25 protein-coding genes, 3 tRNA genes and 2 pseudogenes are annotated in these 24,085 nt (G+C 67.8%); 11 read left to right on the top strand and 19 right to left on the bottom strand.

Annotation, left to right across the window (positions count from 1 at the left end; translation table 11 throughout):
* The 5 genes from phoU to EXE46_RS07480 form a co-directional block, all read right to left on the bottom strand.
* A complete protein-coding gene (phoU, locus tag EXE46_RS07500) occupies window positions 1-672 on the bottom strand; it encodes a phosphate signaling complex protein PhoU (RefSeq protein ID WP_137687801.1) in 672 nt (223 codons plus the stop codon).
* Window positions 673-676: 4 nt separating this feature from the next.
* Entirely contained in the window at window positions 677-1,660 is a 984-nt protein-coding gene (pstB, locus tag EXE46_RS07495; protein WP_137687800.1) for a phosphate ABC transporter ATP-binding protein PstB, read from the bottom strand.
* Window positions 1,661-1,666: 6 nt separating this feature from the next.
* The gene (gene pstA, locus EXE46_RS07490; RefSeq protein ID WP_137687799.1) at window positions 1,667-3,295 is read right to left on the bottom strand and encodes a phosphate ABC transporter permease PstA; all 1,629 of its coding nucleotides are present in this window, start codon (window positions 3,293-3,295) and stop codon (window positions 1,667-1,669) included.
* Window positions 3,295-4,428 (bottom strand): phosphate ABC transporter permease subunit PstC, encoded by a 1,134-nt coding sequence (gene pstC, locus EXE46_RS07485; protein ID WP_137687798.1) that lies wholly within the window; start codon window positions 4,426-4,428, stop codon window positions 3,295-3,297. Before pstC ends, pstA begins: the two co-directional genes overlap by 1 nt.
* Before the next feature lie 170 nt (window positions 4,429-4,598).
* The gene (locus EXE46_RS07480; protein WP_137687797.1) at window positions 4,599-5,831 is read right to left on the bottom strand and encodes a PstS family phosphate ABC transporter substrate-binding protein; all 1,233 of its coding nucleotides are present in this window, start codon (window positions 5,829-5,831) and stop codon (window positions 4,599-4,601) included.
* 208 nt (window positions 5,832-6,039) lie between these two features.
* Here EXE46_RS07480 and EXE46_RS07475 point away from each other — a divergent pair, with 208 nt between their 5' ends.
* Complete coding sequence (locus EXE46_RS07475) at window positions 6,040-6,978, top strand: halo transducer protein (protein ID WP_137687796.1); 939 nt, start codon at window positions 6,040-6,042, stop codon at window positions 6,976-6,978.
* Window positions 6,979-7,021: 43 nt separating this feature from the next.
* Window positions 7,022-7,585, top strand: a complete 564-nt coding sequence (locus tag EXE46_RS07470) for a mechanosensitive ion channel domain-containing protein (protein WP_137687795.1) — start codon at window positions 7,022-7,024, stop codon at window positions 7,583-7,585.
* An 80-nt stretch (window positions 7,586-7,665) separates the two neighbouring features.
* On the opposite strand, the gene rpsB is transcribed toward EXE46_RS07470, so the two are convergent.
* From rpsB to EXE46_RS07405, 13 genes are all read right to left on the bottom strand, one after another.
* Entirely contained in the window at window positions 7,666-8,472 is an 807-nt protein-coding gene (rpsB, locus tag EXE46_RS07465) for a 30S ribosomal protein S2 (RefSeq protein WP_137687794.1), read from the bottom strand.
* A gap of 16 nt (window positions 8,473-8,488) precedes the next feature.
* Complete coding sequence (gene eno / locus EXE46_RS07460; RefSeq protein ID WP_137687793.1) at window positions 8,489-9,691, bottom strand: phosphopyruvate hydratase; 1,203 nt, start codon at window positions 9,689-9,691, stop codon at window positions 8,489-8,491.
* A complete protein-coding gene (locus EXE46_RS07455) occupies window positions 9,691-9,867 on the bottom strand; it encodes a DNA-directed RNA polymerase subunit K (protein ID WP_006628057.1) in 177 nt (58 codons plus the stop codon). Before EXE46_RS07455 ends, eno begins: the two co-directional genes overlap by 1 nt.
* Window positions 9,868-9,869: 2 nt before the next feature.
* Complete coding sequence (locus tag EXE46_RS07450; protein ID WP_006628058.1) at window positions 9,870-10,064, bottom strand: DNA-directed RNA polymerase subunit N; 195 nt, start codon at window positions 10,062-10,064, stop codon at window positions 9,870-9,872.
* 12 nt (window positions 10,065-10,076) lie between these two features.
* Window positions 10,077-10,475: a 30S ribosomal protein S9 gene (locus EXE46_RS07445; protein ID WP_137687792.1), complete on the bottom strand. Its 399-nt coding sequence runs from the start codon at window positions 10,473-10,475 to the stop codon at window positions 10,077-10,079.
* Entirely contained in the window at window positions 10,469-10,918 is a 450-nt protein-coding gene (locus tag EXE46_RS07440) for a 50S ribosomal protein L13 (protein ID WP_137687791.1), read from the bottom strand. The genes EXE46_RS07445 and EXE46_RS07440 overlap by 7 nt, the downstream gene beginning before the upstream one ends.
* Entirely contained in the window at window positions 10,915-11,268 is a 354-nt protein-coding gene (locus EXE46_RS07435) for a 50S ribosomal protein L18e (RefSeq protein ID WP_137687790.1), read from the bottom strand. The genes EXE46_RS07440 and EXE46_RS07435 overlap by 4 nt, the downstream gene beginning before the upstream one ends.
* Before the next feature lie 39 nt (window positions 11,269-11,307).
* Window positions 11,308-11,392: transfer RNA gene (locus EXE46_RS07430), tRNA-Leu, on the bottom strand.
* A gap of 149 nt (window positions 11,393-11,541) precedes the next feature.
* The gene (locus tag EXE46_RS07425; protein WP_137687789.1) at window positions 11,542-12,294 is read right to left on the bottom strand and encodes a DNA-directed RNA polymerase subunit D; all 753 of its coding nucleotides are present in this window, start codon (window positions 12,292-12,294) and stop codon (window positions 11,542-11,544) included.
* 1 nt (window position 12,295) lies between these two features.
* Window positions 12,296-12,685, bottom strand: a complete 390-nt coding sequence (locus EXE46_RS07420; RefSeq protein ID WP_004046448.1) for a 30S ribosomal protein S11 — start codon at window positions 12,683-12,685, stop codon at window positions 12,296-12,298.
* Between the two features lie 6 nt (window positions 12,686-12,691).
* Window positions 12,692-13,219 (bottom strand): 30S ribosomal protein S4, encoded by a 528-nt coding sequence (locus tag EXE46_RS07415; protein ID WP_006112313.1) that lies wholly within the window; start codon window positions 13,217-13,219, stop codon window positions 12,692-12,694.
* On the bottom strand, window positions 13,216-13,737 hold the full coding sequence (locus EXE46_RS07410) for a 30S ribosomal protein S13 (RefSeq protein WP_137687788.1): 522 nt from the start codon (window positions 13,735-13,737) through the stop codon (window positions 13,216-13,218). Before EXE46_RS07410 ends, EXE46_RS07415 begins: the two co-directional genes overlap by 4 nt.
* Window positions 13,738-13,793: 56 nt before the next feature.
* A tRNA-Ser gene (locus EXE46_RS07405) sits at window positions 13,794-13,879 on the bottom strand.
* A 270-nt stretch (window positions 13,880-14,149) separates the two neighbouring features.
* On the opposite strand from EXE46_RS07405, the gene EXE46_RS07400 reads away from it, so the two are divergent.
* From EXE46_RS07400 to EXE46_RS07355, 9 genes and pseudogenes are all read left to right on the top strand, one after another.
* Window positions 14,150-15,190: a zinc-binding dehydrogenase gene (locus EXE46_RS07400; RefSeq protein ID WP_137687787.1), complete on the top strand. Its 1,041-nt coding sequence runs from the start codon at window positions 14,150-14,152 to the stop codon at window positions 15,188-15,190.
* On the top strand, window positions 15,180-15,572 hold the full coding sequence (locus EXE46_RS07395) for a hypothetical protein (protein WP_137687786.1): 393 nt from the start codon (window positions 15,180-15,182) through the stop codon (window positions 15,570-15,572). Before EXE46_RS07400 ends, EXE46_RS07395 begins: the two co-directional genes overlap by 11 nt.
* A 98-nt stretch (window positions 15,573-15,670) precedes the next feature.
* Window positions 15,671-16,249, top strand: a complete 579-nt coding sequence (gene cmk, locus EXE46_RS07390; RefSeq protein WP_137687785.1) for a (d)CMP kinase — start codon at window positions 15,671-15,673, stop codon at window positions 16,247-16,249.
* Window positions 16,250-16,270: 21 nt separating this feature from the next.
* Window positions 16,271-17,275, top strand: coding sequence for an RNA-guided pseudouridylation complex pseudouridine synthase subunit Cbf5 (locus EXE46_RS07385; RefSeq protein WP_137687784.1), 1,005 nt, complete (start codon window positions 16,271-16,273; stop codon window positions 17,273-17,275).
* A gap of 22 nt (window positions 17,276-17,297) precedes the next feature.
* The gene (locus EXE46_RS07380; RefSeq protein WP_137687783.1) at window positions 17,298-18,485 is read left to right on the top strand and encodes a succinylglutamate desuccinylase/aspartoacylase family protein; all 1,188 of its coding nucleotides are present in this window, start codon (window positions 17,298-17,300) and stop codon (window positions 18,483-18,485) included.
* 46 nt (window positions 18,486-18,531) lie between these two features.
* A tRNA-Pro gene (locus EXE46_RS07375) sits at window positions 18,532-18,602 on the top strand.
* A 449-nt stretch (window positions 18,603-19,051) separates the two neighbouring features.
* Window positions 19,052-20,509, top strand: coding sequence for a lamin tail domain-containing protein (locus EXE46_RS07365; RefSeq protein WP_241981512.1), 1,458 nt, complete (start codon window positions 19,052-19,054; stop codon window positions 20,507-20,509).
* Entirely contained in the window at window positions 20,506-20,802 is a 297-nt protein-coding gene (locus tag EXE46_RS07360; RefSeq protein WP_137687781.1) for a DUF3006 family protein, read from the top strand. Before EXE46_RS07365 ends, EXE46_RS07360 begins: the two co-directional genes overlap by 4 nt.
* 144 nt (window positions 20,803-20,946) lie before the next feature.
* Window positions 20,947-23,703 (top strand): annotated as a pseudogene (locus tag EXE46_RS07355) (Eco57I restriction-modification methylase domain-containing protein); the annotation flags it as partial.
* Window positions 23,704-23,847: 144 nt separating this feature from the next.
* Here the strand turns inward: EXE46_RS07355 and EXE46_RS07350 are convergent.
* Window positions 23,848-24,085: pseudogene (locus EXE46_RS07350) on the bottom strand (IS66 family transposase); the annotation flags it as partial.

Here is a 24,085-nt window from a genome sequence, read left to right as displayed (position 1 = left end):
TCAGTAGAGCAGTTCCGGGTCGTTCTCCGCCATGTACAGGGTGCGAGCCGCGATGTTCACGGCGTGGTCCGCGACGCGTTCGAGATCCCGGATCGTCAGGAGGACCCGCGAGACGTCGTCCAACAGCCGCTCGGCGCCCCACCCGTCGTCGTCGGTCCCGGCGATCAGGTCGCGGGTGACGCTCTCGCTCGCGCGCTGACAGAGCGCGTCGACCTCGTCGTCGGCCGCCGCCACCGCCCGGCACGCGCCCGGGTCCGCGGTCCCGTACGCCGACAGGCTTCGTTCGACGAGGTCGCGCGCGGCCTCGCCGATCGCGTCCACCGCCACGTCCGGCGCCACCGTGCGCCTCGCGGCCCGCGAGTAGTTCGCGAGGTTGACCGCGAGGTCGCCGATCCGTTCGAGGTCGGTGATGATCTTGAACGAGGCGGTGACGAACCGGAGGTCCCCGGCGACCGGCTGTTGGAGGGCAAAGAGGTCGACGCAGCGGTCCTCTAACCGCAGGTACGTCGCGTTCACCTCTGCGTCGCCCTCGACGACCGAGCGCGCCAGCGACTCGTCGCGGCGGTCGATCGCGTCGATGCTCTCGCCCAGCCGCTCCGTCACCAGATCGCCCATGGCGAGCACCTCCGAACGGAGCTCGTCGAGCGAGTCCTGATAGCGTTCTCGGGGCACGCGATTACCCGAACTTCCCCGTGATGTAGTCTTCCACGCGCTCGCTGTGCGGGTCCTCGAACACCTGATCGGTGTCGCCGTACTCGACGAGCTCGCCGCCCGTGAGGAACACCGCGGTCTGGTCGGAGATGCGCGCGGCCTGCTGCATGTTGTGCGTGACGATGACGACCGTGTACTCCTCCGCGAGGTCGTCGATCAGATCCTCGATCTTCGCGGTGGCGATCGGGTCGAGCGCCGACGCGGGCTCGTCCATCAGGATGACCTCCGGGTCGACGGAGAGGCAGCGCGCGATACAGAGCCGCTGCTGTTGGCCGCCCGAGAGGCCGAGCGCGTTGTCGTCGAGCCGGTCGCTCACCTCCTCGTACAGCGCCGCGTCGCGGAGACACCGCTCGACGAGCTCGTCGCGCTCCTCGGCGTCGCTCCGGTTCAGCAGCCGCGCGAGCAGCCCCGTGTCGAGGTCGCCGTGCTTCTGCGGGCCGTAGGCGACGTTCTCGCGGATCGACTTGGGGAACGGGTTCGGGGACTGGAACACCATCCCCACCCGCTTCCGGAGCTCGACGAGGTTCACCCCGTCCTGATATATCTCTTGGCCGTCCAGCTTCACCGACCCGTCGATCCGGGCGGAGCTGACGCGGTCGTTCATCCGGTTGAGACACCGGAGATACGTCGACTTCCCGCAGCCGGACGGACCGATCAGCGCGGTGACGCTCTGCTCGGGGATCTCCATCGAGACGCCCTTCAAGGCGTGGTCGTCGCCGTAGTGGACGTCGAGGTCCTCGACGGCCATCTTCGCGTCGCCCCGGAACTCGTACTCGGTCCACTCCGACCGCGTCTGCTCGACGGTCTCGCCGGCGGTCGTCGTGAGCGACTGGTCGCTGTTCGCCGTGAGCGACTGGTCGCTGTTCGCCGTGAGCGGCTGGTCGCCGTTCGTCGTCGCGGTCTCCGTCTGGGGGTCCGTCGTGGTCTGTGGGTTCGTGTTCTCGCTCATTGGTAGTTACGTGTGCCTGAGCCGCCGCCGGAAGTAGTAGCGCGTCGCGATGCCGATCGCGTAGAAGGAGAGGACGACGACGAGCAGGACCAGCGCCGTCGCCCACCGGAACTCGTCCGCGTTGCCGACGTTGCTGCTCGCGCCGACGCCGGCCGAGATGAGGGCGTACAGTTGGTACGGGAGCGCCGACGTCGCCTCCATCAGCGCCGGGTTCGCCACGAACGGCGGCGCGGTCGTGAACTGGAAGCTCCCGAGGACGTCGACCGTCTGCGAGCCCGGGAGGAACGTCCCGCCGGCCATCGTCAACAGGATCGGCGCGGTCTCGCCGGCGATGCGGCCGACGCCGAGGATGACGCCGGTGACGACGCCCGGGAGCGCCGCCGGGAGGACGACGCTCCGGATCGTCTGCCACTTCGATACCCCGAGTGCGGCGCTGGCGTCGCGGTACTCGTCCGGGACGGAGAGCATCGCCTCGCGAGAGGTGATCACCACAAGCGGAAGCAGCATGAAGCCGAGCGTGATCATCCCGGAGAGCAGCGACTTCCCGTTGCCGAACCGCGGGACGAGGAAGGCGAACCCGAACAGCCCGAAGACGATGCTCGGGGTACTCCACAGCCCGTTGGTGGCGACTTCGACGACCTGCGTGAACCGGCCGCGCTCGGCGTACTCGGTGAGGAACAGCGCCGCGCCGACGCCGAGCGGGACCGCGAGCACGACGGCGCCGACGACGAGCCAGACCGTCCCGACGATGGCGGGTAACACGCCCTGGAAGTCGTTGAACAGGGCGACGCCGTTCATCACGAACGGGACCGAGACCGGGAGGGCGACCGACGCGCCGAGGACCGTCGTCTGCGGCCCGCTTCCGAGGCCGAGTTCGGCGCCGTTCAGCAGGCCCGGGAGGCCCTGGACGGCCACGTAGGCGACGAGAATGAGGAGGAACGCCACGATAGAGAGCGCGTTCAGATAGACGAGAACGTACGCGCCCATGTGACGCCCGCGAGCGCCGAAGCCGCCGTACGCCTTCGCGGACGCCCAGCCGCCGTACAGGGCAGCGAACAGCGTCGACGCGGGAATGAGGAACTCGGCGGTGATCGCGGCCTGCTGCGTCCAGCCCAGCTCCCACACCCACTCCGGGCCGATGACGCCGCTCAGGAACACGAGCCCCGTCAGCGCGAGGAGGCACCCGAGCGGGAGCGTCGACCCGAGGTCCTCGCAGGGGAGGACGGTGAGCGCGAACGCGGCGCCGCCCGCGGCGACCCCAGCGACGACGCCGACGGCGGTTCCGAGGCCGAGCGTCTGACTCGCGGCGCTCCCTCCGACGACGACCCACGGGAGGGCGGCGCCGAGGCCCGCGACGAGCCCGACGCTCCGATCGGGGTCGGTCTCGACGTAGCCGAGCCGCGAGCCGACCCCGAAGGCGACCACCGCGACGCCGAGCGCGGTCAGGAGGCCGCCGAGCAGCGTCACGGTCCCGACGCCGAACAGGGAGCCGGTGAGGCTGACGCGCTCGAACAGCGCCGCGACGGCGAGCGCGAACAGGACCGCCGAGAGGCCGACGGCGGCGCCCGCGGCGGCGTCCGTCTCCGTGGTCTCCGACTCGACCAGCTTCGCGTCGGTCCGACGCTCGCCCGCCATCAGATCTCACCCCCGAGCCGCTCGTGCATCCGCCATTCGATGTACTGCGCGCCGATCGAGATGACGAGGACGGTGACGAACAGGATCACGCCCGCGACGAACAGGGCGTCCATCTGGAGCCCGTCCGCCTCGCCGTAGTTCCGCGCGATGATCGAGGTCAGCGTCTCCTGCCCGTAGAAGACGTTGACGAGCGGCTCCGTCAGTCGCGGCACGCCGCGGAGCATCACCGTGGCGGCCATCGTCTCGCCGATCGCGCGCCCGACGCCGAGCAGGACCGCGGCCGAAACGCCGGAGAACGCGGCCGGCAGCGTGATCGAGGTCATCGTCTGCCAGTCGGTCGTCCCCATCGCCAGCGACCCGCTCTTCATCGATTCGGGGACGCTGCTCAGCGCGTCCTCCGCCACGGAGACGACCGTGGGCAGGGCCATCAGCCCGACGACGATGCCGACGAACAGGTACGACCCCTGTCCCGTCGTCTGGAACTGGTCCGAGGCCCACGGCCCGAGCACGGTGAACCCGATGAACCCGTAGACGATCGAGGGGACGCCGGCGAGGATCTCGACGCCGGGCTTGATGACCTCGCGGACGGTCGGCGGGGCGATCTCCGAGAGGAACAGCGCCGCCGAGACGCCGAGCGGCGCGGCGACGACCGACGCGATGAGCGTCACCATCACCGTCCCGTGGATCATCGGGACCATCGAGTACCGGATGGGCGGCGAGACGGCGTCCCAGTTCGGCTGGATGAACATCCGGAGCCCGGGCACCGTCACCCCGAACGCCGTCGCGCTCTCGTACCGGATCACCGGGACCGACTCCCGGAAGATGAACACGATGATCAGCCCGAGGATGAGGATCGTCGAGACCGTCATCATCAGCGCGATGGTGTACGCCGTCTCCTCCTGGTACAGGACCCAGCCGATCGCCGTTGACGTCGCGAAGGCGACGAACGGGACGATCGTCAGGTCGGAGACCGCCAAGAACCCGACGAGCGTGGCGAACAGCGACAGCGTCATCGCGGCGACGATCGCCAGCGCGGGCGGGTCCGTGTCATCGACGAACCCCCGCAGCCGTCGGAGTCGGGCGGTGAGCGCGCCGCGCACGCGTCCGTTCAGCGCGTCCGTTACCGGTGCCATGTGTCAGTGCTCGAATTCATTCGCGTTCCGTGTGGTCGATAATTGGGGCTCATATCGGAGACGGGTGCCGAGCGTCAGGGGGACGGGGGTCGAGCCGCGTCGGCGCCGCGCGAGTGCGGTCCGCACGCGGCGGCGAACCGTCGCGTGGCGACGGCCGAGTCCCGGACGGGTTACGCCGAGAGGAGCTCTTCCGTGGCGACCGCCGAGACCTGCTCTTTCATCGCTTCGAGGTCGCTGGTCGGGAGCGGGATGTAGTTGTTCCCCTCGACGAAGACGGTCTGCCCGAACTCGTTGAGGAACATGTTGACGAACGCCGCCTCCCGCGGGTCGTAGCCACCGCCGTCGGGGTTGTCCTCCTCGATCAGCGTGTACATGTGGAGATCGCGGTTCAGCGGGTACTCGCTGTCGAAGATCGTGTTCTCCGCGTCCCGGCTGGTCTCGTACAGCGTGCCGTCGAAGTTGATCGCGATGGGCGTCACCTCCAGCCCCGTGAACGCGAGCGCCATGTAGGCGATGGCGCCCTCGTTCTGGGCGACCGCCTGCGCGACCTGCTGGTTCTGTCCGAAGCGCGTGTCGACGCCGGACATCGAGGCGTCGGCGCTGCCGAGCATGTTCAGCCGGAACGAGGTGTCCGTCCCCGAGCCCTCGGCGCGGCCGATGGCGTAGATCTCTTGGTCGTAGTCGACCCCGTCGATCTGGTTCCAGTTGGTGATCTCGTCCTGGTAGATCCCGCGGATCTCCTCGCCGGTCAGCTGAGTGACGCCGGCGTCCGCGACGTCGGAGCTGACGACGACGGGTTGGCCGTCGCGGCCGACGACGTTGTCGACGACCGTGCTCTCCGCCTCCTCCTCGCTCCAGTCGAGCTCGGCCGTGATCGGTCCGGAGGAGTTCCCGATGTCGACGAGCCCCTCGGTGACGGCCTCGCAGCCGGTGCCCGAGTGGCTCAGGCCGACGGTCGTCGGGAACGGCGGCGAGGAGCGCTGTTCGCTCGGTTCGAAGCCGAACTTCGACGCGAAGTAGTCGGCGATGAGCATGTCGTCCGCGCCGTCGGACGAGAGCTGGTTCCAGCCGGGGACCGACCCCTCGTCGTTCGAACCCCAGTACTCGCCGTCGCTCGGCGGCGCGTTGGAGTTCCAGTAGGAGCTCCCCGTGTTCGAGATGGGGTACACCGTCGACGAGCCCTCGGCGTTGAGCAGCGCCGTGTTCGGGCCGCTGCCCCCGTCACCGCCGTCGCTCCCGTCGCTCGACCCACCGGAACTCCCGCCGCTCGACCCACCGGACCCACCGTCCCCGCCGTCGCTCTGACCGCTACAGCCCGCCAGCCCAGCGGCCCCGAGAGCTCCGGACGTGATGAGAACTGTCCGCCGCGACACGCCGCCGTCGACCCAGTTGCGGTCTGACATCGAGTAAAGGCACAGCGCGGTCTATTAAACTGGTTTATATTTTTGATATATCCGCATCCGTGACCGGAGAGAGGAGTCAGTATTCCCCATATCGGTACTAGCGAATTCATTAGAATATATAGCCGCATATAGCACTCTGATGGCCTCTATCGCATAATTTAGAGCCCTGACCGAAGGTATAACACCCCGCCGTCGAATACGACCGGACATGGCCCGCCCCGCGACGGAAGACGTTTCAGTCGACGTACTTGTCGACGAAGTTTCCGACCGAGTGGACGCGGATCCGGCGTCGATCCGTCGTCGGCTCGATCCCGTCACCGACGACGGGACCGTGACGGCCGCGGCGTTCGAGTCGACCGTCACCGACGTGTCGCAGATCCTCGCCACCGCCGAGACGCGAGTCGACCTCGTGACGCGCGCCCGCGAAGACGCGACCGCCGCGGCCGCCGACGCGCCCGACCTCGACGTCGTCGAGGTTCGGAGCCGCGCGTTCGAGGCGCGGCTCGGCGACCTCCGAGCGGAGGTCGAGGCGCTCGGCGACGATCTGGGGGCGGCCAGGGCGGACCGAGAGTCGCCGACGGACGTGTACCACGCCGCGGTCGACCTCCACGAGGTGACGACCGGCGCACAGGACGTCGTCCGGGTCGCTCACGACCTCGAGACGGAACTCGAAGCGTTCGAGGCGTGGATCGCCTCCGCGAACCGCCGCCACGACGGCCTCGTCGACGAGATCGAGGCCGCCGAGGAGTCCGCCCGGTCACTCGCGGAGACCGTCGACGCGCTGCGGGCCGCCGAGGAGCCCGACGCGGAGCGCCGGTTCGACGCGGGCGTCCAGGCGCGCGTCCTCGACCTCGTCGTCGCCGACCTCCGGGCCGAGGCCGCCGACCTCCGCGCGTGGGCGGACCGCGACGGCGTCGCCTTCCCCGACGGCGTCGACGAGCGGCTCGACGAACTCGCGGCCGCGGTGACCGCGAGCTCCGAGGCGCTCGCCGACGGGCCGGAGCCGGCCGACCGGTACGCGGAGCGACTCGACGCCCTCGACGAGGAGCTTTCCGCGGTCGAACCGCCGGTCGCGTGGAGCCGCGTCGACGGGGCGGTTGCCGAGGCGCGGGCGGCGCTATCGACGAGCGCGACCGACGGCGGCTGACGCAGCCCCTATCTTTTCGGCCCGCCACCGTGTCCGGTCTGTCATGACACAGATCCCGTCGCTGATCGGCCGCTCGCTCGCGAACTTCGTCGAGGGACTCGTGGTCGCGGTTCCCCGACTGCTGTCGGGGCTGACCTTTCTCGTGTTGGCGTACCTGACGGTGCGGTTCGTCCTCTCGCTCATCCGCGGATCGATCGACCGGCTCTACGTCGGCGACCGCGAGCTGGTCGGCGATCTCATCGTCACGCTCGCGTCCGTCTTCCTCTGGTTCGGCGTCGCGCTCACCTTCCTGAAGGTCGTCGGGATGGGGGACATCGCGGCGAGCCTCGGCACCGCCGTCGGCTTCGTCGCGCTCGGGGTCTCGTACGCGCTCTCCGAGATGATCGAGGACACGGTCGCCGGCGTCTACCTCCTGCGCGATCCCGACTTCAACCCGGGGTACCGTATCGAGGCGAAGGGCGTCACCGGCACCGTCGCCGCGATCGAACTCCGGAAGACGCGGATCGACACCGACGCCGGCGACCGCGTCGTGGTGGCGAACCGCGAGATTGAGGCGAAGTGGACCCACGACGTGCCGGCGGCGGACGAGTCGGCCGCCGGCGACTGAGGGTGGACCGCGGCGCGCTGGCCGCTGCTGGCGGACAGTGAACGGTCGAAACGGAACCGGGAACTCGAAAAGCGACCGCCTTAGAGTTCGTCCTCGAAGTCTTCGAGGGCGAACACCGTGTCGGTGCCGCGGCGGTCGAGCGTTTCGTTGGCGAGGAGCCAGTAGACGACCGACAGCGCGCGGCGACCCTTGTTGTTCGTCGGGATGACGAGGTCGACGTTCGACAGCTGGTTGTTGGAGTCGCACATCGCGATCACCGGGATACCGACGGTGATGGCCTCCTTGACGGCCTGCGCGTCGCCGATCGGGTCGGTCACCACGACGACGTCCGGCTCGATGTAGCCGGCGTAGTCGGGGTTCGTCAGCGTGCCCGGGATGAAACGCCCGGTGCGGGCGCGGGCGCCGATGGCGTCCGCGAACTTCTCGGCCGGGAACCGGCCGTACTGCCGCGAGGACGTGACGAGGATCTGCTCGGGATTGTAGTTCGAGAGGAAGTCCGCGGCCGTGCGGATCCGGTCGTCGGTGAGGCTCACGTCGAGGACGTAGAGCCCGTCGTCGCGGACGCGGTGGATGAACCGCTCCATGTCCGCCGTCTTCTGCTGGGTCCCGATGTGGACACCGGCGGAGAGGTAGTCCTCGACGGGGATCAGCAGATCGACGTCGTCGTCGGGCATGACGTCGTCGTCGAAGGGGGAGGCCTCCTCCTCGTCGGCCTCGCTTTCGTCGTCGCCCGCGGCGGTCTCGCTCTCGGCGTCGGCGGGTGTCTCCTCAGCGCCCGCGTCGGCGGTCGGTTCCTCGGTCGTGTCGGCCTCCTCCTCGACCGCCGCGTCGACCGCCTCGGTCTCCGCGTCGTCGTCGAGTTCGACCGCGTCGTTGTCTTCGCTCATGCGTGGTGTGGGTCCGTCATACCGCGTCGTCCGCGATGCGGACCAGTTCGTTCAGCTTAGCGGTGCGCTCGCCACCGACCGTACCGGTCTTGATGTAGCCGGCGTCGGTCGCCACGGCGAGGTGTGCGATGGTGGTGTCCTCGGTCTCGCCCGAACGGTGCGAGATGACCGTCTCGTATCCGTTGCGGGCGGCGAGTTCGACGGCGTCGAACGCGTCCGACAGCGTCCCGATCTGGTTCGGCTTGATCAGGATGCTGTTGGCCGCGCCCGCGTCGATCCCGTCTTGGAGCCGCTCGACGTTGGTGACGAACAGGTCGTCGCCGCAGATCAGCGTCCGGTCGCCGACCCGGTCGGTCAGCTCGGCGAACGCCTCGTAGTCGTTCTCGTCGAGCGGGTCCTCGACGTACGCGAGGTCGTACTCGTCGACGAGACTGGCGACGTACTCTATCTGCTCGTCGGCCGACTTCGTCTCGTCGCCGTAGACGTACGCCTCCTCGTCGTCGTCGTACAGTTCGGCGGCCGCCATGTCGAGGCCGAAGCGGATCTCGAATCCGACCTCGTCTTCGACCCGGCCGACCGCCTCGTCGACGACCTCGAACGCGTCGGCGTCCGAGATCGGGGGCGCCCACGCGCCCTCGTCGCCCTTCGCCGCGGGGACGCCGCGCTCGTCGAGCACGTCCGCGACCGCCGCGTGGACCGCGGCGTTCGCGAAGACGGCCTCCGAGACGCTCGGCGCGCCGACGGGCGCCGCGAGGAACTCCTGGATGTGAGTCGCCTCCTTGGCGTGTTCCCCGCCGCCGACGACGTTGCCGAGCGGAATCGGGAAGTTCTCGCCGCGGAACGCGCCGCCGAGGTGCTGGTACAGCGGCGCGCCGAGCACGTCGGCGGCGGCCTTCGCGGCCGCCATCGAGATCGCGACCGCGCTGTTGGCGCCGATCGCGGAGAAGTCGTCCGTCCCGTCGGCGGCGCGCAAGGCGTTGTCGACCGCGCGCTGGTCGCCCGCGTAGACGCCTTCGAGGCGGGGCACCGCGTGTTCGCGGGCCTTCGCGATGGACTCGCTCGCGGGCAGTTCGATCGCCTCGTACTCGCCCGTCGAGGCGCCGCTGGGAGCCGCGCCGCGGCCGAAGCCGCCGGACTCCGTGAGCACGTCCGCCTCGACCGTCGGGTTGCCGCGGGAGTCGAGGACGCGGCGGAGCGAGACGCTCGTGATTCGCGTCATCAGCTCTCCCTCCGGACCGTGAAGGGGAGCGCGCCCGCGTCGTACTCCTCCGCGGCGACGAGGATCGGCTCCGTCTGGTCCGTGTCGATCAGCACGGGCGCCCCGTAGGACACCTGTAGCGCTCGCGCGCCGAGGATGCGTGCCTTCTCGTACCGATTGTATCGCTGTCCTGACATAGTTACTGGTACGGCGAGACGACGTCGACGAGGTCGCGGTGGCTCACCAGCATGCGCCGGCAGCAGTGCCGGTCGACCCCGAGGTCGTCGAGCACCTCGCCGGGGTCCTCGTCGCCCTCGCGAGCCCGCTCTTTGAACTCCTCCCAGTGTTCACCCACGACGTTGCCGCACGTGAAACACCGGACGGGGATCATCATGACTGGATCACCTCAGCGGTAGGACTTCTGGTAGCGAGCGCGCGCGCCGGGTCCGCCCCACTTCTTGGGTTCGGACTGGCGCACGTCGTTGACCAGCAGGGTGCGGTCGAAGTTCATGTACGCGTCGCGCAGCTCCGCGTCGCCGAGGTGCTGGACGAGCCCGCGGGCGATGGCGGTCCGCGCCGCGTCCGCCTGGCCGCTGAAGCCGCCGCCCTCGACGTCGATGTCGATGTCGACGCCGTCGCGGAGCTCCTCGCCCGCGATGCGGAACGGCTCCAGCATCTTGAGCCGCGCCTGCTCCGGTTCGACCAGCTCGACTGGCTGGGAGTTGATTCGCACGCGACCCTCGCCCTCGCGTACGGTGGCGCGGGCGACGGCCGTCTTCTTCTTGCCTGAGGTGTTCGTTACCATGTGACGTTGGCTCCCAGAGACTCGGAGATCTCCCCGAGCGTCGTGAATTTGATGTTCGAGAGGCGGTCGAGCGACGTGCCGTCGAGGACGACGCCCTCGACGTCCTCGTCGCGCTCGTAGGGGTTCCCGACGTACACGCGCACGTTCGAGAACGCCTCGCGGCCGTCCTCCGACTTGTACGGCAGCATGCCGCGGATGGCACGCTTGAAGATGCGGTCGGGGCGCTTCGGGTAGTACGGCCCGCTGTCCGAGCCCAGTTCCGCGCGCTTGTGGTACGTCTCCATCGTCGCCTCCTCGTTGCCGGTGATGACGGCGCGCTCGGCGTTGACGACGGCGACGGTCTCCCCCGCGAGGGCGCGCTGCGCGACCTCCGAGGAGACGCGACCGAGGATGCAGTCGCGGGCGTCGACGACGACGTCCGCGTCTATCTTCGCGAGGCTCATCGGACCACCCGCACGTTGCTTCCTTCGGGGTTCTGTTCGACGTACTGTTCCAGCGTCACCGCTTCGCCGGCCTGGTCGATCTTCGTCCGGGCGGTCCCGGAGAAGTCGACGGCGGCGACGGTGACGTTCGTTTCGAGCACACCGCTGCCCAGCACCTTGCCGGGGACGACGACCGTCTCGTCTTCCTGAGCGTACCGCTCGATGCGGCCCAGGTTGACCTCAGCGTGCGTGCGCCGTGGCTTCTCCAGTCGGTCGGCGACGTCCTGCCACACGTTGGCACCGGAGTCACGCGAGACCGACTTCAGATCGGCGATGAGGTTCTGTAGTTTCGGATTCGTCTTGCTACTCATAGCTGTCTCTCCTGATCGGAGAGTTCGTGGAAAACGGAGTGCAGGGAGCAGGATTTGAACCTGCGGACCTCTACAGGACAGCGCCCTGAACGCTGCGCCGTTGGCCTGACTTGGCTATCCCTGCGTGCACTCCACCGTATTCCGGCTCCCTTCAAACCACTTTCGGTCCCGCCGTCCGCCGGGTCGGCCGCGGGCGCTCCGACGGTCGGAGCGGCGCCGCGGCTCGCGGCGGGGGCGACGGTCAGGGTGTTGGTTCGAAGGGCCGTCATTTCCTTAGACTGCGACTTTCGTCTGTAGTTCGTCCGCGCGCTCCTCGATGGAGTCGATGGCGCGGAGCAGCAGTTCCTCGACGTCGAACGAGCCGTCCGTCTCGATGTGGAAGACGAACGCGCCCGGCACGTCCTCGACCGCGACCTCCTTCCCGGGGAACCGCTCCGAGAGGTCGTTGTCGAACTCGTCCGTGAGCTCGATATCACCCTCCGGCGTCTCGATGACCCCGCGGAGGATGTTCGGCTCGTCGTCGTCGAACTCGCCGCGGTCGCCCTCGACCGAGACGCGCTGGAGGTGGCGGTAGCCGACGGAGACGCCGCCCTGGTGTTTGGCGTGCTCCTTGCCGGTGTCGAGGACCGCGTCGGCCTCGAACTCCAACCGCTGTCCCTCCTTCAGCTCGATGATCGGGACGTTCTCGTCGGCGACCTCGACCAGCGGATCGCTGCTCTCGATGTCGCCGGAGTACGCCGTCGCCGGGCCTTCGACGTCGAGCGCGAGGGTGACCTCGTCGCCGATCTCGAAGTCGTCGAGCGGCGTCGTCAGGGGCACCAGCCCCAGACGCAGACCGATCATCTCGTCGAACATGACCGAGGAGTTCTCGACGAACCGAACGGTGTCGATCGAGAACGTCGGGACGTCGGCGATCATCGCGCGGCGGATGCCGTTGGCGAACGCCGGCGTGAGCCCGCGGATCAGCACCCGCGCGCTGCGTTCGTCCCGTTCGACGTACTGGACGTCGAATTCGTCTTCGGTCATGTCAGACTCGCTTGTTCTTCGGCGCCTTCGTCCCGTCGTGCGGGATCGGCGTGACGTCCTCGATGCGCCCGATCTCGACGCCCGCACGCGAGAGCGCGCGGATCGTCGCCTGCGCACCGGGGCCGGTGGACTTGTTGAGATTGCCGCCGGGGCCGCGCACGCGAACGTGTACGCCCTCCAGACCGGCGTCCTTGACGCGCTCGGCGACGACCTCCGCCATCTGCATGGCGGCGTACGGCGACGCCTCGTCGCGGTTCTGCTTCACCACGGTGCCGCCGGACGACTTGGCGATCGTCTCGGCGCCCGTCTCGTCGGTGACCGTGATGAGCGTGTTGTTGAACGATGCGTAGACGTGGGCGATGCCCCACTTTCCGTCCTCGGATTCACTCATGGTTGGTTACTCCTGTGACTCCGCGCGCTCGGGGTGGAGATCGTCCGCGAGCGGGCTCGTCTCGTCGAAGGCGATGGCGCCTTCGTCGTCGACGTCCACCTTCACCGACGGGCGCGTGACGCGCGCTCCGTTGACGGTGATGTGGCCGTGAACGATGAACTGGCGGGCCTGCTGGGTCGAGGAGGCGAACCCCTGCCGGTAGACGACCGTCTGGAGGCGACGCTCCAGCAGGTCCGTCACGTCGAGCGACAGGACCGTCGAGATGTCGTCGTTGTCGCCGAGGATGCCGATGCGGCGGAGCCGCGTAACGAACTCCGCGCCGGCGTCCTGGGCGGCGTCGACGTCACCCTGCGCCTCGCCGAGCAGCCGTCGGGCCTCCCGACGCATGTTGCGCAGCTCGGACTGGGCGCGCCAGAACTCCTCTTTGTTCTTCAGGCCGTACCGCGAGAGGAGGTCGGACTCCTCGGCGATTCGCTCGCCCTGGTACGGGTGGTTCGGCGTCTCGTAGCCCTTGGTGTTCTTTCCGGTGCTCATTCCTCGTCACCGCCTTCTTCGTCGGCCATCTCCTCGCGGATCTCCTCGACGTTGACCCCGATGGTCCCCTCCGAGCGACCCGTGGACTTGGTGCGCTGGCCGCGGACCTTCTGCCCGCGCTTGTGGCGCACGCCCTTGTACGATTCGATGATCTTCATCCGGTTGATGTCGTGACGGCGCTTCTCGTCGACGTCCGTGCCGACGAGGTGCGTCGTCTCTCCGGTGAAGAAGTCGTTCTGTCGGTTCGTCATCCACGACGGGACGTGGTCTTCGAGGTTCTCGGCGATGTCGACCACCGCGTCGATGTCCTTCTCGTCGAGGAGCCCGAACGTGGCGTTTCTGTCCACGTCGGCCTTCTCGGCGACCAGCCGCGCCGTGCGCGTGCCGATGCCGTCGAGTTCGGACAGGCTTCGCTCGACCGTCTTCGTCCCGTCGAGGTCCGCGCCCCCGATCCGAACGAAGTACTGGAGGTCTTCCTCCTCCTCCGGCGAGTCGTCCTGTGATTCTTCCGTGCTCATGTGTTGGTTGTGGTGAGCCCTACCGGCGCGAATCCGGCGGTACTCGTCCGTTCGAGCGTTGCGGCGGGGATTCGAACCCCGGAGGCAGTGACGCCACAGAGTTAGCAACCCTGCGCCTTGGGCCAGGCTTGGCTACCGCAACCCGCGTTGTATCATCGCCCTCGTGGACTCGGGACCCGACGCCCCTGCAGTTCGTGCGTTCGTATGCTCCCGCTTTCGGTACTTAAACATCACGAAACGGTCGGGTCGCTGTGGGCGACTCGCACGGTCGATGCGCGCGCCGTACCGCGACCGCTGAGCTCTCGTTTCGAGGGGACTGCCTATCAGTGAGACGCAGTATTCGTTTCAGTGGGGCGCGTCATCCGTTTCCGTGAGGCGTACTGTTTAGTGGGTCCCGCGGGAGGGTGCGAGTATGAAGGCCGTTCAGTTCGCCGAACACGGCGACCGCGACGTGATCGAGTACGGCGAGTTCCCCGACCCCGAGCCCGACCGCGGGGAGGTCCTCGTCGACGTCAAGGCCGGCGCGTTGAACCACCTCGACATCTGGACCCGACGCGGAATGCCCGGCATCGACTTGGAGATGCCGCACATCCCCGGCAGCGACGCGGCGGGCGTCGTCGAGGCCGTCGGCGAGGGCGTGACGCGCTTCGAGCCCGGCGACCGCGTCGCCGTGAGCGCCGGCGTCTCCTGCGGGAACTGCGAGTTCTGCCGGGCGGGCGAGGAGTCGCTCTGCGTCTCCTTCCACATCATCGGCGAACACGTCCGCGGCGTCCACGCCGAGACGGCCGCGGTGCCCGCCGAGAACCTCGTCCCGGTCCCGGACGGCGTCGACTGGGAGGTCGCTGGCTCCGCGTCGCTCGTCTTCCAGACCGCGTGGCGCATGCTCCAGACGCGCGCCGACATCGAGGCGGGCGAGAAGGTCCTCGTCCTCGGCGCCTCCGGCGGCGTCGGCCACGCCGCGGTCCAGATCGCGGACCACGCGGGCTGTGAAGTGTTCGCGACCGCCTCCACCGAGGAAAAGCTCTCGCACGCCGAGGACTGCGGCGCCGACCACGTCATCGACTACGAGGCGAACGACTTCGCCGAGGAGATCGACGCGCTCACGGGCAAACGCGGCGTCGACGTCGTCGTCGACCACGTGGGTGAGGCCACCTACCCGAACTCGCTGAAGTCGATGGCGAAGGGCGGCCGGCTCGTCACCTGCGGGGCGACGACCGGGCCGAACCCGGGCGCCGGGCTCAACCGCATCTTCTGGAACCAGCTGTCGATCATCGGTTCGACGATGGCGACCCCCGGCGAGGTCGACGACGTCTTGGAACTCGTCTGGGACGGCACCTTCGAGCCGCGCGTCCGCGAGGTCCTCCCGATGAGCGAGGCCGCGCGCGCACACGAGATGATCGAGAACCGTGAGGGCTTTGGCAAAGTGGTGGTTAAACCCGACAGTGAGCTCTGAAACCGACGCCGGCGCGGACGCGACTGCCGACGCAGATGCGACCGCCGACGGCACCACCGACGGCGGCTACGTCCACGTCCCCGGCGCCGAGGGCGGTGCCGGCCTCGCCGACAGCGGTGGCGACGGCTCGCGGGACCCGACCGTCGACGCCGACGAACCCGCCGCCGACGGCTTCGGTCGCAAGGGATGGGCGCTGACGGCGGCGATCTTCACCTGCGCCCTCGTCATCCCGGGGATCATCTACGTGTATCCGTACGCCGCGGGCTGGTTCGGCCTCCCCTTCTTCGCGACGTACCTCGCGCTCCCGCTCGTTCCCGCGGTCCTGCTCGGCCTCGTCGCGGTCTGGTCGATGACCGCCGCGACGGCCGACGGCGAGGAGTGAGCGGGCCGCCGTCCCCGTCCGATCGGCCCTCCGAGTCCGAGCGCCCCGTCGCGCCGTCGAACGACAACCGTTTTGAACGGCACCCGCGCAGTGGTGATATGTTGATCACCGTCTCCGGCCCGCCAGGGAGCGGGAAGAGCACCAACGCCGTCCAACTGGCAGACGCGCTCGACCTCGGGCACGTCTCCGGCGGCGACATCTTCCGCGAGATGGCGGCCGAACGCGACATGACGCCGGTCGAGTTCAACGAGTTCGCCGAGGAGGACCCCCAGATCGACCGCGACCTCGACCGCCGGCTCCGCGAGATCGCCGTCGAGCGCGACGACATCGTCCTCGAATCGCGGCTCGCCGGATGGCTCGCGGCCGACCACGCCGACTTCCGGTTCTGGTTCGACGCGCCGCTGTCGGTCCGCGCCGAGCGGATCGCGGAGCGCGAGGCGAAGCCCGTCGACCGCGCGCGAACGGAGACGGAGCGCCGCGAGACCTCCGAGAGCAAGCGGTACCGCGAGTACTACAACATCGACATCGAGGATCTGTCGATCTACGACGCCGCGTACAACACCGCCCGCTGGGGGCCCGAGCGCTTCCTCGACGTCCTCGTCGCGACCGTCGAGGCGTACGACCCCGACGACGACGAGGGGAAGGCGCCCGTCGAGGGCGTCGTCTACGACTTCTGAGCCGCACCCGCCGCCAACCTCATGACAGACGACTCCGACGCCGACGCTCCCACCGACGCCGCCGCCGACGAGGCGGGGCCACTCAGAGCCCCGCCCGGCGAGCGCTCGGTGCCCGAGCTGCTTCGGTTCGGCGTCGTCAACCTCGACAAGCCGGCCGGCCCCTCCTCGCACCAGGTGTCCGCGTGGGTGCGCGACGCCGTCGACGAGACGCTCGCGGCGCTCGACCCGGATGGTCCCTCCACCGGCGGCGTCGCTCACTCCGGCACGCTCGATCCGAAGGTCACCGGCTGTCTCCCCACGCTGACCGGCGACGCGACGCGCATGGCGCAGGTGTTCCTTGAAGGCACCAAGGAGTACGTCGCGGTGCTGGAGCTCCACGGATCTCCACCGGCGGACTTCCGAGACGTGGTCGCGGAGTTCGAGGACGAGATCTACCAGAAGCCGCCGCGGAAGAGCGCCGTCAGCCGACGACTCCGGACGCGGACGGTCCACGACCTCGACGTGCTGGAGGTCGACGGCCGGAAGGCCCTCCTCCGGATCCGGTGCGAGTCGGGGACGTACGTGCGGAAGCTGTGTCACGACATCGGGCTCGCGACCGGTGTCGGCGCGCACATGGGTCACCTCCGGCGCACCGCCACCGACCCGTTCGACGACCGCGATCTCCGTACGCTCCAGGACTTGGTGGACGCGCTCACGTGGGCCGAAGACGGCGACGACAGGTTCCTCCGCGAGGTCGTCCGGCCGGCCGAGGACGCCCTGACGCACCTCCCCGCGGTGACGATCGCGGGGTCGGCCGCGCGCAGCGTCGCGACCGGGGCACCCGTCTACGCCCCCGGGGTTATCGACGCCGATGACGCGGCCCTGCGAGGCGACACAGAAGATGCCGGCGAGGACACCGGCGACTCCGAGCCGCCGCTCGTCGCGTGTTTCACCCCCGACGGGACTGCGGTCTGTCTCGGGCGAGTCGTCGGCGATCCCGACGCCGACGCCGGGACGGTCGTCGCCTTGGAGCGCGTTCTTTTATGAACCCGCTACCCCGGATACAGGTATGATCGATTCGGGTGCGGGCGGGGACGACGGCGGACGGGTGGAAGTCGGCAGCGCGAGCGCCGCGCCGGGCGCGGTCGATCGGGGGTGGCTCACGGTCGCGGATCTCCCGACCGGGGGTTCGGAGCGGCTCCCGGTCGTCGTCGCGAACGGGGCCGCCGACGGACCGACGCTCTGGCTCACGGGCGGCGTCCACGGCGACGAGGCGACCGGCGTCGCGGTCGTTCAGGACGCGGTCGCGGCCTTCGGCGAGGGGCTCGCCGACCTCGCGGGCGCGGTCGTCGCGGTGCCCGTGGTCTCCCCGGCGGGACTGCGTCGGAACGCGAGGGAGACGTACTACGCCGACGAGGACCCGAACCGTCACTTTCCGGACGCCGACGCGGAGTCGGCCCGTCCCCCGGAGCTTCAGGAGCGGATCGACGCCCGGCTGTACGCCGCGATCACGGGCGACTCCCCGGCCGACGCGAACGACGTTCCCGTCGAGACGGCCGGAACGAACGCCGCCGCGGACGCGCTGATCGACTGCCACACGGCGGGCGTCGGCAGCGAGCCCTTCGCCATCCGCGACCGCGTCCTCTACGGCGACCGACGGAGCGAGTCCGAAGCGGCCGCGCTCTCGGCGGACCTCGGCCGGCTGGTCGACGCCTTCGGGCTCCCGGTCGTCCGCGAGTACCCCGCGGCCGAATACGTCGAGGAGAACCTCCAGCGGTCGACCGCGGGCGCGGTCCTCAACGAGGCGGGCGTCCCGGCGTTCACGGCGGAGTTGGGCGCACCCAGCGTCGTCGACGACGCTCTCCTCGACGCGGGCGTCGCGGGCGCGGTCGGCGTCGCCGTCGAACTCGGGCTGCTGGAGCTCGAAGCCGTCCCCCAGTCGGTCGACGAGCCCGGCGGCGGCGTCGAACCCGCACCCGTCGAGTTCCCCGTGCGGCGCTTCCGCGGGCCGACGGCCGACGTGTCCGGGATCGTTCGGCACCGCGTCGCGGCCGGCGACGCGTTCGACGAAGGCGACGTCCTCGCGGACGTCGTCAAGCCCGCGGGCGAAGCGCGAGCGACGGTCCCCGCCGACCGCGACGGGTACGTCCTCGGTCGGTGCGAGGGACTCGCCGTCTACGAGGGCGATCCGATCGGGAGCCTCGCGGTCCGGGACGACGGCGACCTCGTGGCCCCGAGGGACGCCGACGAGGAGTGAAGCGAAGTCCTTAATTACCGGACCGCCGTTCGTCAGCGTGTAGTCAGGGACCGTGGGGTAGTGGTATCCTATGCGGATGGGGTCCGTATGACCTGAGTTCGACTCTCAGCGGTCCCATAAAAATTCTGACTGCTTCTCATTATCAGCAGCCTCAGAACCATCTAACGCCCGAAAACAGCGTTCTGGGGGTGCGCTATGAACCGCCAGATCGGCGGTTCCGACGACACCGGGCAGTGCCGGTTCTGTGACGGTCACGTAACTGATAGATTCCATGCCGTCTTCGGCGACGAAGGCGGCGTCGCACACCGCTGCTTCGGGTGTACTGCCCCCGTCGCATCAGCCGCGGCAGCGCCGTCGGTATCGGCCTCCACGACGGCGAGATCGCGCTCCCCGCACAGCCCTCAGACAACTGAGCTGCGAGTCGAGCGGGGTATTAGACAATCGGTGTCGGCTCGCTTTTCTGCTGTCTGTCGCCCGCCCCGATCCCACAGGGAGGTTTCGATTCGCTCACGTGTGGGTAATTAACGGATACATACCTCTTTGCCGGTGTGGGATATTAACAAGACATGAAACGAACAGGAGGTGCGTTCAAGATCCTCCTGATTGTGGGGATCATCTTCCTCGCGGGATGTGCCGGCGCAGTACCCGGCGAGCAGGCACCGACCGGATCGGACACGGGCGACGAGGCGACGGGTGAAACGGCGAACGGGACCCTCGAAGTCCACTACATCAACGTCGGCCAATCAGTCAGTACGCTCGTTATCGGGCCGGAGGGCGAGACGATGCTCGTCGATACGGGTCACTACAACGACGACGGCGAGTACGTGCTGGAGTACCTCCGGCGACACGACGTCACGCGCATCGACCACCTCGTCACCTCGCACAACGACGCCGACCACATCGGCGGCAACGCGGCGATCATCGAGTACTTCGAGACGGAGGCCGACGGGATCGGCGCCGTCTACGACCCCGGAATCGCCGCGAGCACGCAGACGTACGCCGAGTACCTCGACGCCGTCGAGGAACACGACGTGACGCTGTACGAGACGCGCGAGGGAGACACGGTCTCGTTCGGTGCGGTCGACGTCGACGTGCTCGGACCGCCCGAGCCGTACCTCGAAAGCGAAGCGCGCAACGAGAACAGCATCGTGCTCAAGCTCACGCACGGCGAGACGAGCTTCATGCTGTCCGGCGACGCCGAAGACGACCAGGAGGAGTACATGATCGACACGTACGGCGCGGCGTTAGGGTCGACGGTGTTGAAGGCCGGGCACCACGGCTCGTCGAGCTCGTCGAGCGGGCCGTTCGTCGACGCGGTAGCGCCGCAGGCGGTCGTCATGTCGAGCGCGTACGACTCGCAGTACGGACACCCGACGGAGGAGGTCCTCCAGCGCTTCGCGGACCGGTCGATTCCGACGTACTGGACCGCCACGCACGGGAACATCGTCCTCGTGAGCGACGGGAACGGCGTCTCCGTGCGGACGCAACGCGACGCGCCCACTGACCCGCTGGCGATCCGCGACGCCGAGCCGATCGAGCCGGGCACGAGCGGCGGAGTCGTCGAACGCGCTCGGCTCGGCGGTGACCCGGTCGGCGCCGGCTCCGGAGACGGCACTGACGACGGCGGCGACGACACCGGCGACACCGACGGTACCGGCAGTGACGACGAGACGACCTCGACCGACCCGGCCGCGGCGCTGGCGGTCGCGGCGATCAACGCGGACGCCGAGGGCGACGACGGGGCGAACCTCAACGACGAGTACGTGGTCTTCGAGAACGCGGGCGACGAGGCGATCGACCTGTCCGGGTGGACCGTCGAAGACGAGGCGTCGCACAGCTACGAGTTCCCGCAGGGATTCACGCTCGACGCGGGCGCGACCGTGACGCTCCGGACGGGCAGCGGCACGGACACGGACACCGACCTGTACTGGGGAGCGGGCTCGCCGATCTGGAACAACGCCGGCGACACGGTGACGCTCTCGAACGCCGACGGGGAACACGTCTTGGAGGTGAGCGACGAATGACCGATATCGACCTCCCCGACGGCGAGTACACCGCGGTCGTCGACAGCGTCGAGGACGGGCTCGCGACGGTGTTCTTCGAGCGCGACGGCGGCGAGATCGGGAACGCGGTGCTGGAGGCCTCGCGGCTCCCGTCGGACGGACGGCACGCGGACGCGATCCTCTCGGTGGTTCTCAGCGAGGGGCGTATCGAGTCCGCCTCGTACGAGCCAGAGCGGACGGAGCGTCGAGCAGAGGCGGCACAGGACCGGTTCGATCGGCTCTCGAAGCGGCCGCCGTCCGACGAGGAGACGTAGCTGGCTGACGACCGAGTTGGCGCCGTGGGATCAGTTCTAACCGCTGTCCGGGAGCCTCGTCTCGGTCCCGGCTCGCGACAGATCAGAACCTGTGACCTTCTCCGTCATCTATTTAATCGCGCTGACGTGTGGGTTTGATATTCAATGAGTCAAGCGACGCTCGGGAGCGGACCCTACCGGAACTCCAGCCTCTTCTCCGGCTACTATCTCGACGAGCGCGTCGCCGACCTCGACGCGTGGGACTGTGACGCGGAAGCCGAGGAAGCGTTCGAGCAGATCCGCGACCTCTGGAACCGGGAGGGCGCCCTCTTGCCCTCCTACAAGGAAGACGAACTGATCGACACGTGGATCGCCGAGGTCCTCGACATCCTCGGGTACGGCACGAGTTCCGAGGTGACGCTCCCGGACGGCGGTGGCTACGTCGACCGACTGCTCTTCGAGAATCCGGACACGCGCCGCGAGAGCGCCAAACAGGCGCTCGACAGCGGCACGGAAGGCCACTTCTCCCGGGCGCTGTCGATTCTCGAAGCGAAGCAGTGGGACGCCGACTTCGAGAAGTTCTTCTCCGAACAGCGGTCGTACCGCGACGCGTCACACCAGATCAAGTTCTACCTCGAACGGACTCCCGGCGACCTCAACTGGGGGATCCTCACCGACGGGAAGAAGTGGCGGCTCTACGGGACGAAGGACTACGAGACCCAAACCTACTACGAGGTCGACCTGCCCGAGATCCTCGAAAGCGGGAACCTAGAGGCGTTCAAGTACTTCTACGTCTTCTTCCGGCCCGGTGCGTTCGTCGAGACGGCGGGGAGTTCGTTCCTCGACGACGTGTGGTCCGAGTCCGAGACCGCGGCACAGGAACTCGGAGAAGACCTCCAAGACAACGTGTTCCGGGCGCTCCGCGTCCTCGGGAAGGGGTTCGTCGAGTCGAACGACCTCGAAATCGATCCCGACGACGAGGACGGGCTCAGCGCCGACGAGCTGAAAGAGCAGTCGCTGGTGCTGCTCTACCGGTTGATGTTCGTCCTCTACGCCGAGTCGCGGGGGCTGATCGACCCCGACGACCCGGCAGCCAGCGAGGAGTACCAGGAGTACTTCAGCCTCGAAGCGAAGCGCGAGGAGATCCTCGACGAGGTCGACGGGCTCGACGTCGAGTCGGGCGCGGCGTTCGATCGCGAGTTCAGTCAGTACTCGTCGTCGATCTGGGGACGGCTCACGGAGCTGTTCGAGCTGATCGACGAGGGCGAAGAGGACCTCGACATCCCGCCGTACAACGGCGGGCTGTTCAGTCGCGAGGACCACGCGTTCCTGACCGAGAACGAGGTGAAAGACCCGTACATCGCGGAGGTGGTCTACTGGCTGTCGACGACGGAGAACGAGGCGGGCGAGCACGTCCCCGCCGACTACGCCGACCTCGACACGCGGCACCTCGGGTCGATCTACGAGGGCCTGCTCGAACACGAGTTCCGGATCGCGGGGCCGGAGGGCGTCGCCGCGGTCTCGGAGGACGGCGGACAGGTCTGGAAGTCGGGTGACGAGGTGTCCGTCTCGGAGGCGGTCGAAGTCGTCGACGAGGGCGGGCTGTACGTCGTCAACGACGACGGCGAGCGGAAGGCGACGGGCGCGTACTACACGCCGGACTACGTCGTGACGTACATCGTCGAGGAGACGATCGATCCTCTGCTCGACGAGATTCACGAGGACCTCCGCGCGGAGGACTACGAACCCGAGACGGTCGAGTACGCCGCGGAGTTCTTCAACCGGGTTCAGGAGTTGAGCGTCCTCGATCCGGCGATGGGGTCCGGGCACTTCCTCACGAAGGCGACGGGCTACCTCTCGAAGCAGGTGATGGACGAGGTGCGGGCGCTCGACGAGCAGGGCGGGTTCTTAGACGAACAGCACATCCGGCGGCAGATCTCGAAAGAGGTCATCTACGGCGTCGACATCAACGAGATGGCGGTCGAGCTGTCGAAGCTCTCGATGTGGCTGGAGACGCTCGCGGCGGATCAGCCGCTGGCGTTCCTCGATCACCACGTGAAGCCGGGGAACTCGCTCGTCGGGAGCGACATCACGGAGGTCCTGAGCGACGACGGACCGGGCGACGACGACGGGCAGATCACGCTCACACAGGCGTTCGCTCGCGTTCGGCAGGACACGCTCGAACACGTGATGGACCTGATGGCGGACTTACTCGCGTACGACAACGAGACGCTCGACGAGATCAAATCGATGGAGGATCTGTACCACGAGATCCGGGACGATCCCCTCTACAAGCGACTCTTCGAGTTGGCGAACGTCCACACCGCCGAGGAGTTCGGCGTCGACGTGCCCGAGGACGCCTACGAGCAGATGGCCGGTGCGATCGAAGACGAGGACGATTGGGCGGAGATCCGCGAGGAGCCGTGGTTCAAAGCGGCACAGGCGACGGCCGACGAGCAGGACTTCTTCCACTGGGAACTGGAGTTCCCCGAGGTGTTCTTCGATTCGGAAGGCGAGAGGATGGGCGAGGCAGGGTTCGACGCGGTTGTCGGGAACCCGCCTTGGGTGAATGCTTGGCAAATGACGGAGTCGGATGTAGGAGGATCACTCCGTGATGGTATCAATGGGACAAATCCATTTTCTGAGGTTCTAGAAGGCCACTGGGATCTCTATGTGCCTTTCTTGCTCAAATCCTATTCTCTAATCCGAAATGAAGGGTATCTATCATTTATTATTCCAAACGCATTCTCAAGGGAAAAGTATGCGGAGCCAGTTAGGGATCTCTTTTTAACTAATTCTGACATTAAAACTGTCGCACCATCTGGAGATGTTAATGTCTTCTCAGGCGTATCGAGACAGACGATTGTCCCAATCATCTCAAAAACTGATTCAGCGGTAGAATCCAAGCCAATATCGATTGACGAGGACTTCATCAAAACAAGGCATCGGACTTCTAATCCGAAGACAGTCGACCAGTCTACGTTCCACGAGACGCCGGGACATCAGATACGCTATGGCTCAGGTCTCAAGGAATTGGAATTGCTCCAAAACATAGATGGTACGTGTTTACCCTGAAGACTCAACAATCGGAGCAGCTTGATCCCGTGAGATCATCTCGTTGTCGCGGACAACTCGCCTGAGTTCGTCGTAAGGATTGCGTCCCTGCTGGCGCCACGTCGCCAGCAGGGACAAGACTGTCTCGTGGACGAACATTCCTCGGTCATTACGAAGCGTTCCGATGATTTTCCGGAGAACAACGGGTTCACGGAGTGCGTTCTCTGCGGCGTTGTTCGTCGGGGAGACC

The organism is Halorubrum sp. GN11_10-6_MGM (assembly GCF_005435165.1).
Taxonomy (GTDB): domain Archaea; phylum Halobacteriota; class Halobacteria; order Halobacteriales; family Haloferacaceae; genus Halorubrum.
This window is presented reverse-complemented; position numbering and strand designations above follow the sequence as displayed.

Coding starts and splice junctions, on each gene's coding strand:
- pstB (WP_137687800.1), bottom strand. CDS start 1,660: ATGAGCGAGAACACGAACCCACAGACCACGACGGACCCCCAGACGGAG.
- pstA (WP_137687799.1), bottom strand. CDS start 3,295: ATGGCGGGCGAGCGTCGGACCGACGCGAAGCTGGTCGAGTCGGAGACC.
- pstC (WP_137687798.1), bottom strand. CDS start 4,428: ATGGCACCGGTAACGGACGCGCTGAACGGACGCGTGCGCGGCGCGCTC.
- EXE46_RS07480 (WP_137687797.1), bottom strand. CDS start 5,831: ATGTCAGACCGCAACTGGGTCGACGGCGGCGTGTCGCGGCGGACAGTT.
- EXE46_RS07475 (WP_137687796.1), top strand. CDS start 6,040: ATGGCCCGCCCCGCGACGGAAGACGTTTCAGTCGACGTACTTGTCGAC.
- EXE46_RS07470 (WP_137687795.1), top strand. CDS start 7,022: ATGACACAGATCCCGTCGCTGATCGGCCGCTCGCTCGCGAACTTCGTC.
- rpsB (WP_137687794.1), bottom strand. CDS start 8,472: ATGAGCGAAGACAACGACGCGGTCGAACTCGACGACGACGCGGAGACC.
- eno (WP_137687793.1), bottom strand. CDS start 9,691: ATGACGCGAATCACGAGCGTCTCGCTCCGCCGCGTCCTCGACTCCCGC.
- EXE46_RS07455 (WP_006628057.1), bottom strand. CDS start 9,867: ATGTCAGGACAGCGATACAATCGGTACGAGAAGGCACGCATCCTCGGC.
- EXE46_RS07450 (WP_006628058.1), bottom strand. CDS start 10,064: ATGATGATCCCCGTCCGGTGTTTCACGTGCGGCAACGTCGTGGGTGAA.
- EXE46_RS07445 (WP_137687792.1), bottom strand. CDS start 10,475: ATGGTAACGAACACCTCAGGCAAGAAGAAGACGGCCGTCGCCCGCGCC.
- EXE46_RS07440 (WP_137687791.1), bottom strand. CDS start 10,918: ATGAGCCTCGCGAAGATAGACGCGGACGTCGTCGTCGACGCCCGCGAC.
- EXE46_RS07435 (WP_137687790.1), bottom strand. CDS start 11,268: ATGAGTAGCAAGACGAATCCGAAACTACAGAACCTCATCGCCGATCTG.
- EXE46_RS07425 (WP_137687789.1), bottom strand. CDS start 12,294: ATGACCGAAGACGAATTCGACGTCCAGTACGTCGAACGGGACGAACGC.
- EXE46_RS07420 (WP_004046448.1), bottom strand. CDS start 12,685: ATGAGTGAATCCGAGGACGGAAAGTGGGGCATCGCCCACGTCTACGCA.
- EXE46_RS07415 (WP_006112313.1), bottom strand. CDS start 13,219: ATGAGCACCGGAAAGAACACCAAGGGCTACGAGACGCCGAACCACCCG.
- EXE46_RS07410 (WP_137687788.1), bottom strand. CDS start 13,737: ATGAGCACGGAAGAATCACAGGACGACTCGCCGGAGGAGGAGGAAGAC.
- EXE46_RS07400 (WP_137687787.1), top strand. CDS start 14,150: ATGAAGGCCGTTCAGTTCGCCGAACACGGCGACCGCGACGTGATCGAG.
- cmk (WP_137687785.1), top strand. CDS start 15,671: ATGTTGATCACCGTCTCCGGCCCGCCAGGGAGCGGGAAGAGCACCAAC.
- EXE46_RS07385 (WP_137687784.1), top strand. CDS start 16,271: ATGACAGACGACTCCGACGCCGACGCTCCCACCGACGCCGCCGCCGAC.
- EXE46_RS07380 (WP_137687783.1), top strand. CDS start 17,298: ATGATCGATTCGGGTGCGGGCGGGGACGACGGCGGACGGGTGGAAGTC.
- EXE46_RS07365 (WP_241981512.1), top strand. CDS start 19,052: ATGAAACGAACAGGAGGTGCGTTCAAGATCCTCCTGATTGTGGGGATC.
- EXE46_RS07360 (WP_137687781.1), top strand. CDS start 20,506: ATGACCGATATCGACCTCCCCGACGGCGAGTACACCGCGGTCGTCGAC.